Source organism: Rhodococcus sp. MT28, assembly GCF_058792695.1.
Genome location: NZ_JBXAFD010000001.1, coordinates 1,502,513 through 1,515,632 on the forward strand (window position 1 = coordinate 1,502,513; position 13,120 = coordinate 1,515,632).

General features: G+C 62.4%; 15 protein-coding genes. 6 read left to right on the forward strand and 9 right to left on the reverse strand.

Annotated elements, in window-relative coordinates; all coding sequences use genetic code 11:
* Position 1 precedes the first annotated feature (1 nt).
* The 6 genes from AC1Q6C_RS07280 (at position 2) to AC1Q6C_RS07305 (ending at position 5,365) form a co-directional block, all read left to right on the forward strand.
* Positions 2 to 628: an SMI1/KNR4 family protein gene (locus AC1Q6C_RS07280; protein WP_042446400.1), complete on the forward strand. Its 627-nt coding sequence runs from the start codon at positions 2 to 4 to the stop codon at positions 626 to 628.
* Complete coding sequence (galT, locus tag AC1Q6C_RS07285) at positions 625 to 1,725, forward strand: galactose-1-phosphate uridylyltransferase (RefSeq protein ID WP_047269402.1); 1,101 nt, start codon at positions 625 to 627, stop codon at positions 1,723 to 1,725. Before AC1Q6C_RS07280 ends, galT begins: the two co-directional genes overlap by 4 nt.
* Positions 1,725 to 2,855 carry a galactokinase gene (gene galK, locus AC1Q6C_RS07290; protein WP_492666469.1) on the forward strand — a complete coding sequence of 377 codons (1,131 nt, stop codon included), beginning with the start codon at positions 1,725 to 1,727 and terminating at the stop codon, positions 2,853 to 2,855. The genes galT and galK overlap by 1 nt, the downstream gene beginning before the upstream one ends.
* 119 nt (positions 2,856 to 2,974) lie before the next feature.
* Complete coding sequence (locus AC1Q6C_RS07295; RefSeq protein WP_003943059.1) at positions 2,975 to 3,424, forward strand: RrF2 family transcriptional regulator; 450 nt, start codon at positions 2,975 to 2,977, stop codon at positions 3,422 to 3,424.
* 31 nt (positions 3,425 to 3,455) lie between these two features.
* On the forward strand, positions 3,456 to 4,649 hold the full coding sequence (locus tag AC1Q6C_RS07300; RefSeq protein ID WP_064075004.1) for a globin domain-containing protein: 1,194 nt from the start codon (positions 3,456 to 3,458) through the stop codon (positions 4,647 to 4,649).
* 92 nt (positions 4,650 to 4,741) lie between these two features.
* Entirely contained in the window at positions 4,742 to 5,365 is a 624-nt protein-coding gene (locus AC1Q6C_RS07305) for a LysE family translocator (RefSeq protein WP_007730629.1), read from the forward strand.
* A gap of 2 nt (positions 5,366 to 5,367) precedes the next feature.
* Here the strand turns inward: AC1Q6C_RS07305 and paaK are convergent, their stop codons facing one another.
* The 9 genes from paaK to AC1Q6C_RS07350 all read right to left on the reverse strand — a co-directional run bounded on the left by paaK (position 5,368) and on the right by AC1Q6C_RS07350 (position 13,020).
* On the reverse strand, positions 5,368 to 6,669 hold the full coding sequence (gene paaK / locus AC1Q6C_RS07310; RefSeq protein WP_007730627.1) for a phenylacetate--CoA ligase PaaK: 1,302 nt from the start codon (positions 6,667 to 6,669) through the stop codon (positions 5,368 to 5,370).
* A 41-nt stretch (positions 6,670 to 6,710) separates the two neighbouring features.
* Entirely contained in the window at positions 6,711 to 7,790 is a 1,080-nt protein-coding gene (gene paaE, locus AC1Q6C_RS07315; RefSeq protein WP_492666470.1) for a 1,2-phenylacetyl-CoA epoxidase subunit PaaE, read from the reverse strand.
* A 4-nt stretch (positions 7,791 to 7,794) separates the two neighbouring features.
* Complete coding sequence (gene paaD / locus AC1Q6C_RS07320; protein WP_037130654.1) at positions 7,795 to 8,301, reverse strand: 1,2-phenylacetyl-CoA epoxidase subunit PaaD; 507 nt, start codon at positions 8,299 to 8,301, stop codon at positions 7,795 to 7,797.
* Positions 8,302 to 8,303: 2 nt separating this feature from the next.
* Complete coding sequence (paaC, locus tag AC1Q6C_RS07325; RefSeq protein WP_492666471.1) at positions 8,304 to 9,221, reverse strand: 1,2-phenylacetyl-CoA epoxidase subunit PaaC; 918 nt, start codon at positions 9,219 to 9,221, stop codon at positions 8,304 to 8,306.
* A 28-nt stretch (positions 9,222 to 9,249) separates the two neighbouring features.
* Positions 9,250 to 9,567 (reverse strand): 1,2-phenylacetyl-CoA epoxidase subunit PaaB, encoded by a 318-nt coding sequence (paaB, locus tag AC1Q6C_RS07330; protein WP_007730622.1) that lies wholly within the window; start codon positions 9,565 to 9,567, stop codon positions 9,250 to 9,252.
* Entirely contained in the window at positions 9,564 to 10,532 is a 969-nt protein-coding gene (gene paaA / locus AC1Q6C_RS07335) for a 1,2-phenylacetyl-CoA epoxidase subunit PaaA (protein WP_492666472.1), read from the reverse strand. Before paaA ends, paaB begins: the two co-directional genes overlap by 4 nt.
* 92 nt (positions 10,533 to 10,624) lie before the next feature.
* A complete protein-coding gene (locus AC1Q6C_RS07340) occupies positions 10,625 to 11,410 on the reverse strand; it encodes an enoyl-CoA hydratase/isomerase family protein (protein ID WP_058226875.1) in 786 nt (261 codons plus the stop codon).
* Positions 11,411 to 11,437: 27 nt separating this feature from the next.
* The gene (locus AC1Q6C_RS07345; protein ID WP_007730617.1) at positions 11,438 to 12,295 is read right to left on the reverse strand and encodes a 3-hydroxyacyl-CoA dehydrogenase family protein; all 858 of its coding nucleotides are present in this window, start codon (positions 12,293 to 12,295) and stop codon (positions 11,438 to 11,440) included.
* Positions 12,292 to 13,020, reverse strand: coding sequence for an enoyl-CoA hydratase/isomerase family protein (locus tag AC1Q6C_RS07350; RefSeq protein ID WP_058226874.1), 729 nt, complete (start codon positions 13,018 to 13,020; stop codon positions 12,292 to 12,294). The genes AC1Q6C_RS07345 and AC1Q6C_RS07350 overlap by 4 nt, the downstream gene beginning before the upstream one ends.
* Positions 13,021 to 13,120: the final 100 nt, after the last annotated feature.

The following is a 13,120-nucleotide window of genomic DNA, read 5'->3' on the forward strand; positions in this document are numbered from 1 at the left end:
CATGAGCGTTGCAAACGAATGGAGCCGAATCGAAGCGTGGTGCCGTACACACGCACCGGTGACGGCTGCAGCGTTTCAACCAGGACTCGGTGACGCCGTTATCGAGGAATTCGAAGCCTCGACCGGCGTCACGTGGCCCCAGGAACTTCGCGACCTGTATCGGGTCCACAACGGCAGCCTGACCCACGACGACCGGACCGGCCTCTTTCTCGGCAGCGTGCTCCCGGACAAATTCTTCTACCCCATCGACGTCGCAACAGAAGTTCGTCTCACTCTGCTCGAAACGTGGGATGAGACGATCTACGAGAATCCAGACCTCTACGCCGAGGACGAGATGGATCGACACGATCAACGCGACGCAGGCACTGCCGCAACCATGTTCATCCCCTCGTTCGTTCCCTTCGCCGGACTGGACGAGTACCACTACTTCGTGGACACCCGCAGCGGCGCACTCCACCATTGTGTGACCGAGTATGCCTCGGACGCCACTGACAACGGCGGTCCGATCTGGGCGTCCATCTCGGTAATGCTGGCCGCCCATGCCGTAGCGCTGGAAACAGGATCAACGATCGGAGTGTGGAAACCCGTTGTCAGCAAGGGTGTTCTGGAATGGGAAGTCGACGCATGACACCCAAGCAGGATCCGACCCGTCGCACCCTCGCCGACGGGCGTCAGATCTTCTACTTCGACGATGCCGGCAGTGCCCGCGCCCACTCTGCGCGAGATTCCCGCGAATTGCCGGCTCTCGACCACTCGTCTCGGATGAGATTCGACGTTCTCACCGGGGAGTGGATCACCATGGCTTCGCATCGCATGACACGGACACATCTCCCCTCCGCCGCCGAATGTCCATTGTGCCCGACCGACGAAACACGCACGCCCACAGAGATACCCGACGGAGACTACGACGTCGCGGTGTTCGAGAATCGGTTTCCGAGCTTTGCCGCGGCGCCCGAGGAAGACATTGACAGTCCCGGAGACGGTGCGGGCGATCGCCCAGCGGCCGGTCACTGCGAAGTGATGTGCTTCTCGAGCGATCACACGGCGTCCGTCGCCGAGCTTCCACTCGAACGCATGCGCACGATTGTGGGTGCCTGGATTTCTCGGACCGAAGAGTTGTCGGCGGATCCGCTTGTGGAACAAGTGTTCTGCTTCGAGAACCGCGGCGAAGAAATCGGGGTGACACTCACCCATCCACACGGACAGATCTACGCATACCCGTATGTCACGCCACGCACCCGATCGATGCTGACGCAGGCGCACAAACACTTCGAGCGCACCGGTCGCTCACTACTCGGCGATGTTCTGGCGTTCGAGCGCGAGGACAAGGCCCGGTTGATCTACGACGGAGACCACTGGAGCGCCTACGTCCCGACCGCCGCACGATGGCCCATCGAGATTCACCTGGCACCGCACCGAGACGTCCCGGACCTCCCCTCGCTGAACGACCAAGAGCGCGAGGAGCTTGCGGTCGTCTACCAAGATGTCCTACGCCGTATCGATCGCTTCTATCCGGGCGTCGACCGGGTACCGTACATCGCGGCTTGGCACCAAGCTCCCGTCCGCATCAACCGACCTCTGGGCCGACTGCATCTTCAGCTGTTCTCGATCTTGCGCGCACCGGGCAAACTCAAATACCTCGCCGGGTCCGAGTCCGCCATGGGCGCCTGGGTGAACGACACCGTTCCCGAGGCAGTCGCGGCCCGTCTACGGGAGTTGAAATAGTGGATACCGTCTCGAACAATTCTGTGCTCCAACAGTTTCACGCCACCTACGGCTATCCGGCAACCGGAGTGTGGGCGGCACCCGGTCGAGTCAACCTGATCGGTGAACACACGGACTACAACGGTGGATTGTGCCTACCGGTCGCTCTCGAGCAGCGAACACTGGTTGCCGTCGCACTGCGCAGCGACGGGGTCGTCCGCGTGCACAGTCGGCAATCCGCCGAGACGTACACCGGGCCCCTCGGCGACATCGCCACAGGGTGGGCCGCCTACCCCACAACCGTTCTGTGGTCTCTTGCGCGCAGAGGCCTCCCGATCGAAGGAATCGATCTTGCCGTCGACTCGTCGGTACCGGTCGGGTCCGGGCTATCGAGCTCCGCTGCCCTCACCTGTTCGGTTGCGTTGGCCGTCAACGAACTTCATGATTCACCCTTCCCCCGCGATGAGCTGGTACAGGTGTGCATCCAGGCCGAGAACGACGGCATCGGCGCACCGACCGGAGGGATGGATCAAACCATTGCCCTCTTTGCTCAGCCCTCGACTGCGCTCCTGCTGGACTGCCAGGGCGGATCCACCGAACCCATACCTTTCGAACTCCACGGTGCAGGGTACGAACTGATCGTCATCGACACCCGGGTCAAACACTCGCTCGCAGACGGACAGTACGGAATGCGGCGCTCTCAATGCGTCGCTGCAGCAGCAGCTCTCGGCGTCGGCAGCTTGCGAGAGGCTACAGCAGACCAGGCCGAGACAGTGCGAGACCCGATCCTCCGGGCGCGGGCACGGCACGTCGTGACCGAGATCGAGAGGACGCGGAAGACCGCAGAACTTCTGCGCAGCAGCAGATTCAGTGACGTCGGCGAGCTGTTCGACAACTCGCACGCCTCGTTGCGCGACGACTTCGAGGTCTCGTGCGATGAACTCGACGTCGCCGTTGCCGCAGCACGACGCGGCGGCGCGATCGGTGCGCGGATGACCGGCGGCGGATTCGGAGGCTCGGCCATCGCGCTGGTTCCGGAAGGAAGCGGAGCGGAGGTCATCGCGTCAGTGAGCCGCGACTTTGCGGCGCGAGGTTGGCGAGCACCCCACTTTCTCGGCGTCGTTGCCGGGGGTTCGGCCGCCCGTCTCTGAGCGAACGGCACGTTCAGCGCACTGGAGGTGCCGAACGTACCGTTCGCCCTGGTTGGGACACCTCGAGATCCCCCTCACATAAATAGTCATTTCAGATGCGAATTATGTAGGTTCAGATCATGCAACTGACGCAGTTCACCGATCTGGGATTGCGCGTCGTCATGCGGTTGGCAGTACTCGACGCGGATGCCTCCCCCAGTACCCGGGATGTTGCGCAGCAGCTCAACGTGTCGTATTCCCATGCCACCAAGGTGGTTACACGGCTCGGTGAGCTCGGCATCGTGACAACCAGGCGCGGCCGCGGCGGTGGGCTTTCCATCACCGAACTCGGCCGCACCGCCACCATCGGCTGGCTGGCCAGACGCCTCGAAGGCCCGGGTGAAGTCGTCGACTGCGAAGGCGACAAACCGTGCCCATTGCGCGGAGGTTGCCTCCTTCGAAGTGCGTTGCGCGAAGCACAGGAAGCGTTTTTCGTTTCACTCGACGCGGTCACGATCGAAGACGTCATCCGGCAGCCGTCCAAAACTGTCCTGCTACGCCTCACCACCCGGAGCGACGAAGCAGGCTGATCAATCGAATTTCGACCGAACGGAGCAGCTCATGCTTTCCCCACAGTCAACCGAGGTCATTCGCGCCACCCTTCCCGTGGTCGGCGCCGCCATCGGCGATATCACAACCCTGTTCTACCGCAAGATGTTCGACGCACATCCTGAACTCGAACGTGATTTGTTCAATCGCGGCAATCAGAAACAGGGCGAACAGCAGAAGGCTCTCGCCGGCGCCATCGCGGCATTCGCGACGCTTCAGCTCGAGCCGGACAGCGCCAAGGTCGATCTCATACTCTCACGCATCGCGCACAAGCATGCGTCGCTGGGAATCACGCCCGACCAGTACGCAATCGTGCACGAACACCTCTTTGCCGCGATCGTCGAAATACTCGGCGATGCAGTCACTCCCGACGTCGCGGCAGCCTGGGACGAAGTCTACTGGCTGATGGCGGAAACCCTCATCACGATGGAGCGTGGCCTCTACCAACTCGCCGGCGTCGACGCCGGTGACGTCTGGCGCACGGTCAGAATCAGCGAACGAGTTCTTCAGTCCGCCGACACCGTCTCACTGACGCTCACGTCGCTCGACGGTAGCGCACTCCCCACCTTCGCTCCCGGACAGTACCTTTCGGTCGGGGTTACACTGCCCGACGGCGCCCGCCAGATCCGCCAATACAGCCTGTGTTCGATACCGAGCAGCGCAGACTGGCGGATCAGCGTCAAGCGAATCTCCGGAACTCCCGATGGCGAAGTGTCGAACTTCCTCTACAACAACGTATTCGAAGGTCAAGAACTCTCCGTCACCACACCTTTCGGCGATCTCACCATGCCGGACGACAACTCACCGCTCCTGCTCGCGTCGGCCGGAATCGGTTGCACACCGATGATCGGGATGCTCAATCATCTCGTGGACACCGGCGCTGACCGTTCGGTATCTGTCATCCATGCGGATCGATCCATTGCGGATCACGCGCACCGCGCAGAACTCAGCACACTCGTCGACCAGATTCCCGCCGCAACCCTGCACCGTTGGTACGAGGATCTCGGCACGCACGTTGCGTTCGGATCGGTTCACGAAGGACGGGCGGATTTGCAAGGTATTGCAGTGGAGCCCGATACCCAAGCCTTCCTTTGCGGGCCGATGCCGTTCATGTTGGCGATGCGCGCATCGTTGCTCGAAAGGGACGTCCCGGCACAGAATATCCACTACGAGGTCTTCGGGCCCGACAGCTGGGCCAACACCTGAGCGGACCACTGCCTGCGAACTGGACCTTGGCGCGCGACTGCAAACCCTTGTGTACTCGACGAAACATACGCATCGAGTAGTGGGAGACCGACATGATCACGTCAGCGTCGATGACGGGAGTCGCGCTGATCGCCCTGGCGATGGTTCTGACACCGGGCCCCAACATGATCTATCTGGTGTCCCGCAGCATCAGCCAGGGCCGCCGGGCGGGTTTGATCTCGCTCGGCGGAGTCGCAACCGGTTTCCTGGTCTACCTCACCGCCACGTGTGCAGGGCTGACGGCGGTTCTCTTCGCCGTACCAACGGTGTTCACCGCGGTGAAAATCGGTGGTGCCCTGTACCTGGCCTATCTCGCCTGGTCGACACTCCGACCAGGTGGGAAGTCCGCCTTCGAGGTGGGCGAGGTCGACCGCCACGGTAGCGGCCGTCTGTTCGGGATGGGGTTGACCACCAATCTGCTCAATCCCAAGATTGCGCTGATGTACGCGGCCCTGATCCCCCAGTTCGTCGATCCCACTGCGGGTCCGGTCTGGCAACAGGCACTCGTACTCGGCGGCGTGCAGATCCTGGTCGCAGTCACCGTCAACGCGTTGATCGTGTGCTGTGCGGCAGCCGTGTCGACCTTCCTCATGGCGCGTCCGGTGTGGATGCGGGCTCAGAAATGGCTAGCTGGTGGCATTCTCGGAATCTTCGCCACCCGCATGGCCCTGGAGTAGTTTCAGTCCTTCGGACGTTGGTCGATCAGACGACGCGCTTTGCCGATCGAGCGTTCGAGTCCGCCGGGTTCGAGAACGCTCACCTCGACCGTGACACCGATCTTGTTCTTCACCAGCTTCTGCAACGCCGAAGACGCTGCCGCATGATCGGAAATTGCCGCGTCAGGGCGAGCCTCGACGCGCACTGTCAGAGTATCCATCCGGCCCGGACGCTCCAGCACACACTGGAATTGGGGTGCCAGGGCGGGGACGGTCAGGATCAGCTCTTCGATCTGTGTGGGGAACAGATTGACCCCACGCAGGATGATCATGTCGTCGGTCCGGCCGGTGACCTTCTGCATCCGACGCATCGAGCGCGCCGTACCGGGCAACAGACGGGTCAGGTCCCTGGTTCGGTAGCGAATGATGGGCAGCGCTTCCTTGGTGAGAGAGGTGAAAACCAGCTCACCTTCTTCACCGTCCGGCAGCACTTCGCCCGTGACCGGATCGATGATCTCCGGGTAGAAGTGGTCTTCCCAGATATGGAGCCCGTCTTTGGTTTCCACACATTCCATTGCCACACCCGGGCCCATGATCTCGGAGAGTCCGTAGATGTCGACCGCATGCATGTCGAGTTGCTGTTCCAGCTCGGTACGCATCTGTTCGGTCCACGGCTCCGCTCCGAAAACTCCCACCCTCAGTGAGGTCTTCGAGGGATCGATGCCTTTCTTGATCATCGCATCCACGATGGTCAACATGTACGACGGAGTCACCATGATGGCGTCGGGCTCGAAGTCCTCGATCAGTTGAATCTGCCGCTCGGTCATGCCACCGGACATGGGAATGACCGTGCAGCCCAAGCGCTCCGCACCGTAGTGTGCTCCCAACCCACCGGTGAACAGACCGTACCCGTAAGCCACGTGAACCTTGTCCGAAGACCGCACGCCGCCGGCCGAGAGACTGCGCGCGATGAGATCGGCCCAGTTGTTCAGGTCGTTGCTCGTGTACCCCACCACCGTCGGGCGACCGGTGGTCCCCGAAGACGCGTGAATTCGCGAGACCCGGTCCTGGGGCACCGCAAACATCTTGAACGGATAGTTCTCACGTAGATCCGCTTTGGTGGTGAAGGGAAACTTCGCGAGATCGCTCAGATCCTTCAAGTCGCTCGGGTGGACGCCGGCGTCGTCGAAAGCTTTGCGGTAGTGCGGAACATTGGTGTACGCGTGCATCAGGGACCATTGCATCCGCTCGAGTTGGAGCGTCGAAATGCGGTCCCGACTGGCAAATTCGATTTCTTGCGAAGTAGCAGTGACGAGTTCGGTCATGATTGTCTCCGGTGGGCTCAGTGAGGGCGCTGTGCGGGCGGTCAGGCGTCGAAATCGACTGTTATCTGTTCACCGACAGGGAAGGTCTGGCAGGTCAGTACAAAACCCGCGTCGACTTCGTAGTCTTCGAGTGCGTAGTTCCTGCGCATCTCGACGTCACCGCAGGTGACCTTGGCGCGACACGTTCCACAGACCCCGCCCTTGCACGCGAAGGGCAGATCCGATCGGTACTGTTCCGCTGCATCGAGAATCGACTGGTCTCGCGGAAGTGTCGCGGTGGTCGATCGACCGTCGAGCGTGATGGTGACCTCGCTGCCTGGTCCCACAATTCCGGGCTCACGATGCACTGCAACCGGCGGAGCGACGTCGTCGACGTAGAACAGCTCGTGATGGATGCGATCCTTGGCAATTCCCAAGCCGGCCAGTACTTCCTGGGCGTCGTTGACCATCCCGAACGGACCACACAACCAGAAGCCGTCGACCTGGTCGCACGGAACGAGAGAGGTGAAGATCTCACGCAACCGGTCGGCGTCGAGACGGCCCGAGAACAACTCGACCTCGCGCGGCTCGCGAGAGAGGACATGAATAACGTCCAGGCGCGCACCGTACCGGTCCTTTAGGTCGGCGATCTCTTCGGCGAACATGACCGAACGGGTACGCCTGTTCCCGTACAGCAGGGTGACATCGGCCTCGGGGTTCACCAGCAGTGTTGCAGCGATGGACAACATGGGCGTGATTCCGGAGCCCGCCGCGATCAGAACGTGCCGTCCACCCAATGCCGGATCGGCGACAAAATTGCCAGATGGGCCCTGGACGTCGATTCGATCCCCGGCCTTGACGTCTCGCACCAACCAGGAGGAGAAGAGTCCGTCTGCCACTTCGCGAACCCCCACCCGTGGAGACGCCCCTACCGGTGCACAGATCGAGTAGGAGCGACGGTGTTCGACGCCGTCGATCATCCGCCGCAGTGTCAGTGACTGCCCGGCGCCGAAGTCGAATTGTTCGGCGATATCGGCAGGCACGTCGAAGGTGACGGCAACTGCGTCGTCGCACAGTGATTCGACACCGGCGACCGTCAACGGGTGAAATGGTTTGTTCCGGTTCGTCGTTGCGGTACTCATCTGTTCAGATCTCCTTCACGTGATCGAACGGCTCGAGGCAGTCGAGGCAGCGATAGAGCGCTTTGCACAGGGTCGCACCGAATTCCGAACTCAGTCTGGTGTTTGCCGAACCGCACTGGGGGCACAGGATGTCGCGCGGCTTGGCCGTCAAGGTCAAGGCGATCGGGCCGGAGGTGCGACGCGGCGCGGCCCCCGGCACCGAGTACCCGGCCGTCCGAAGTTTCGCGAGCCCCTCTTCGCTGATCCAATCCGAACTCCAAGGCGGCGACAGTTGAGTCTTGATCTGGACGCTGCCGTACCCCGCGTCGGTCAGCTTGTGCTCGATGTCGTCTCGCATCGTCGCCATCGCCGGACACCCGGAATAGGTGGGAGTGATTGTCACACAGACCAAGTTCGCTTCGACGTCGACCGATCGGATGACGCCGAGATCGGCCAAGGTCAACAGTGGCATCTCCGGATCCATCACCGAGGCGACGATCTCCTGCGCGGAAGAGACGGTAGCGGCAGTCACGGTCACCACACCCCTTCCGGATGCTCCCGAGCGACGCTCTGCATTTCGGCGAGAAGTAGCCCCAGTGCCCCGGTGTGCAGTCCGGCACGCCCGCCGCGGCCGCCGACGAAACCGGAGAAACGCGAAGGGGGCTCTTCCATTTCGGCTGCATGGAGGACCTGGGCAAGAACAGCGTCGAACTCCGGCCGAACAGTACGCGGATCCACTCCGACGCCAACTTCTGCCAAAACGAGTTCGTCCTGGGTGGGAACAAAGAGTTCGTCCACGAACGGGAAGATCTCGAGCAGGGCCGCGGCAGTCCGACGCTTGGATTCTGCCGTGCCGGCGCCCAACGTGACGACCCATCTTGCCGCGTAGTCGCGGTGGTAGGTCAGTTCTTTGACGCCCTTGTTCGCCACGGCCGCGAGGACCGGGTCCCGCGATGTGCGGAGCCGATCGAACAGCGCCAGCCGCCAGGTCGAGAACACGAGCAGCCGAACGACCGTGTGCGCGAAGTCGCCGTTGGCGAGCTCCACCAGTCTCACGTTGCGGAAACGGAACTGATCACGAAAGAAGGCAAGCGCATCTTCAGCCGGCACCGGCGACGTGTCCGAGATGAACGGAACGACAGTGGAATCGGCTGCTGCCGCGCGAGCCAGCAGCAGCCTGGCCTGCCCGATCAAGTCCAGACCGACATTCGCGAGAGCTACCTCTTCTTCGAGTTCCGGTGCCCGCGTCGACCATTCGGCGAGGCGCTGCGAACTGACGAGCGCGTCGTCGCCGAGCATGAGGCAGTAGCGCGCCAGCGCACCGAGATCGACGTCATCCGGCACCGTGGTGTCGACTCCGGCGAGGGGGTCGTCGAAGCTGGTTCCGAACGCCCACTGACCGTGGCCGTCGCCGTCGACCAGGCCGTCGTAGGCACTGTCGTGATCGTTCATCTGTTGGTCCTCGAAGTCGAAGTGATTCTCACATGTGCGGAACGGAGTCCGGGATGTCGTAGAAAGTCGGGTGCCGGTAGACCTTGTCGCCGCTCGGCGCGAAGAACGGATCCTTTTCTGCCGGACTCGAAGCCACGATGTTCGCTGACGGCACGACCCAGATGCTCACGCCTTCGTTACGTCTGGTGTAGACGTCGCGCGCGTGGCGTAGGGCCATCTGATCGTCTGCCGCGCGCAGGGATCCGACATGCACGTGGTTCAGTCCGCGCTTTCCCCTCAGAAATACCTCGTACAAAGGCCATTCGCCCCGCACCTGATCGCGCTGTACCTGATCGTTCTCGCTCATGATGTTTCCCCAGTCGTGCGATCGTGCGCGAGTCTCTCGCGCTGTGCAAAGGCGTACGCGGCGTCGCGAACCCAGGCCCCGTTGTCTTGTGCGGCTTTCCGATTGGTGATCCGCTCGACGCTCGCCGCTCCGTTGCCGCGGACCACGTCCATGAATTCGCTCCAGTCCGGCTCGCCGAAATCGTGTGCGCCACGCTCGGGGTTCCAGCGCAGGTCGGGATCAGGGAAGGTCACACCGAGCATCTCGGCCTGCGGTATCGACATGTCCACGAATCGTTGCCGCAGTTCGTCGTTCGTGTGCCGCTTGATGCGCCACTTCATCGACTGCTCGGTGTTCGGCGATTCGTCGTCCGGCGGTCCGAACATCATCAGAGCGGGCCACCACCATCGGTCGACGGCTTCCTGCACCATTGCCCGTTGAGCTTCCGTGCCGCGCATCATCGTCGCCAACAGCTCGAAGCCTTGCCGCTGATGGAACGATTCCTCCTTGCACACACGGATCATCGCGCGCGCATACGGCCCGAAGGAGCTGCGGCACAGCGGAACCTGATTGCAGATAGCAGCTCCATCGACCAGCCATCCGATCACACCCACGTCGGCGTATGTCAGCGTCGGATAGTTGAAGATCGAGGAGTACTTCTGCTTTCCCTCGATCAGTTTGGTGGTCAGATCGCCACGATCGGCACCGAGCGTCTCGGCCGCGGAGTAGAGATACAGACCGTGCCCGGCTTCGTCCTGGACCTTCGCCATCAAGATCGCCTTGCGTCGCAACGAAGGCGCACGGGTGAGCCAGTTTCCCTCGGGCTGCATTCCGATGATTTCGGAGTGCGCATGCTGGGCAACCTGACGGATCAGAGTCTTGCGGTAGCCGTCCGGCATCCAGTCGCGAGGCTCGATGCGCTGGTCTGCCGCGATCGTCTCGTCGAACAGGTTCTGCAGGTCTTGTGGAGCTTCCACGTTGGTCATCGTACCTACCTTTTATTACCGAATGATCGGTTGGTAACTAGTATGCACCGAGGTGTCCCAGCACACAAGAGAATCTTTCGCCGCACCAGAAATCAGCGGCCCCCGAAAACCGGCTTCTGCTTCGACAGGAAAGCCGTGACTGCGCCTCGATGATCTGCCGTGGAACCCAGCTCCACCTGTGCGTTCGCCTCGGCCGCCAGCGTCTGGGAAAGCCCAGGAGCAACGGCACGGATCAGCGATTTCACGTGGGCGAAGGCCGCGGTGGGTCCGTCGGCAAGCCGACGCGCGAGTACCCGAGCCTCAGCTGCGACGTCCTCGTCGGCCACCACGCGATGAACCAAGCCCCACTCCAGCGCGCTCTGCGCGTCGAACTTGTCGCCGAGCAACATCAGGCCACTGGCGCGGCTAGGTCCGAGCGCGTGCACGAGCGCATGACTGAGCCCGGAGTCACTGGCCAGACCGATGCCGGTGAATGCCGTCGCAAAGCTCGCGCGAGCCCCCACGACACGGATGTCTCCGGCCAACGCGATTCCCAACCCGGCCCCGACGCAGGCACCGCCGATACCCACCACGACCGGGACAGAGAGCGTCGACAGCGCCGTGACGATGGGGTTGTAGTGCGCCTCGACGGTATCCATCGCGTGCGCCGGATCAGCATCCAACGCTGCAGCGTGCTCGCCCAGATCCTGACCGACGCAGAAGTTCTTGCCTTCGGCGAGAATCAACACCGCTCGAACCTCTGCGTCCGTGTGGACCTGCAGCAACGCTTCGAGCAGCTGAGACTTCATTTCGCCGTTGACGGCATTGGCGGCCTTGGGTCGGTCGAGAGTGATTGTCGCCAAACCTCGCTCGATCTCCAAGCGAATCACGTCAGTCATCGATGTTCCTTTCGCAGGCAGTTCGGTTCAGCTCCATGTGTGAAAACCCTGTCCCGTCTTGCGCCCCAACTCGCCGCGAGCCACCTTCTCTCGCAGCAGTGCTGGAGGTGCAAATCGATCACCGAGCGTGCTCGCGAGGTGTTCGGCGATCGCCAGGCGCACATCCAACCCGACCAGATCTGTCGAACGCAGCGGGCCCATCGGATGCCGATACCCCAATTCCATTGCTCGGTCGATCGATTCCGCGTCCGCCACACCCTCTTCGAGCATGCGGATGGCTTCGAGCCCGAGACCGACACCAAGCCGGCTGGTTGCAAAACCAGGTGAGTCGTTGACGAGCACCTCGGCTTTGCCGAGCATCGACACCCATGCTCGTACCGAGTCGACAACCTCGGGGCGGGTCTGAGGCGCCCGGACGATCTCGACCAACAGCGACGCCGGGACTGGATTGAAGAAGTGCATACCGATGAACCGGCCCGGATCCGTCAGCGCTGCGCCGAGTTCGGCGATCGACATGGAACTGGTGTTACTGGCGATCACGGTGCTTTCTCCGGCAACAGTTTCCGCAGCGGCGAGCACCTCGACCTTGAGGGCCGCAATTTCCGGGACCGCCTCGACGATCAGGTCGAGCGACGGTGGCAACGAGGTCACTGCGTCCACGGTGCTCACGCGCGCCAGCACCGTCGCGGGGTCCTGGTCGTCGAGTTTCCCTCGCTCGTGAGCTCTGTCGAGGCCGGCGGAAACACGCTGCAACGCGGCCGCGGTGTCGCCACTCTCCGCGATGGTGACCGCCCCGCCGAGACTGGCGAACACCTGGGCGATACCCGCACCCATGCGTCCACCGCCGATGACTCCGACGGTCTTCGGTGCAACTGCTTCAGTCATGATTTCTTCTCCAGGAAGGCCGTCATGCGATCGCGCTTGTCCGAACTCTCGAACAGGACGGCCTGGGCGATGTCGTCGGCAAACGGATGCGATCCCGGCGCATCGACGATGATCTTGGTCAATCGCAGTGCCAGCGGGGACAGTCGGGAAATGCGGTCGAGCAGCCGATGCGCTGCGTCGACGTGGCAGTTCGGTTCGGTTACCTCGACAACCAGGCCCGCTCGTAGCGCCTGCTCGGCGTCGAGGTTCCTGGCACCGAGGAGCATCTGCTTCGCGATCGAGACGCCGACGAGCTTCGGCAATCGATAGCTGGCGCCGGCGGCTGCCATTATGCCGAGATTGGGCTCGGGATTACCGAAGACCGCCGTCGTTGTCGCGACGCGAATGTCACAGGCGTAGGTCAACTCTGCCCCGCCGCCGAGCGCATAGCCGCTCACGGCGGCCACGGTGGGCAGCGGGAGCTTTCCGATACGGTCGAACAGGGTCCGGTTGATACCCGCAAACGCTTCCTCTCGTCCGCGCGCTCGGAGCTCCGCGATGTCAGCGCCGCCCGCGAAGTGGTCTCCGCGCCCGGCAAGCAGGAGCAGCTTCGGATCCCGTTCGAGGCGTCCACAAACCTGATGCAGTTCGTCGATCATTTCCGCGTTGATCGCATTGCGTTGCGCGGGCCTGTCGAGGGTGACCACGACGCGATCCTCGCGCTCGTCCACGTGCAGGGTGTTCACATTCGCTCCTTCTCGCTCTTCTCCATTAGTAACCGAACATTCGGTCGTTTGGCAAGGGTGAGAACGAGGATGGTGCACAGCTTTGCCCGAACTGAGAAGA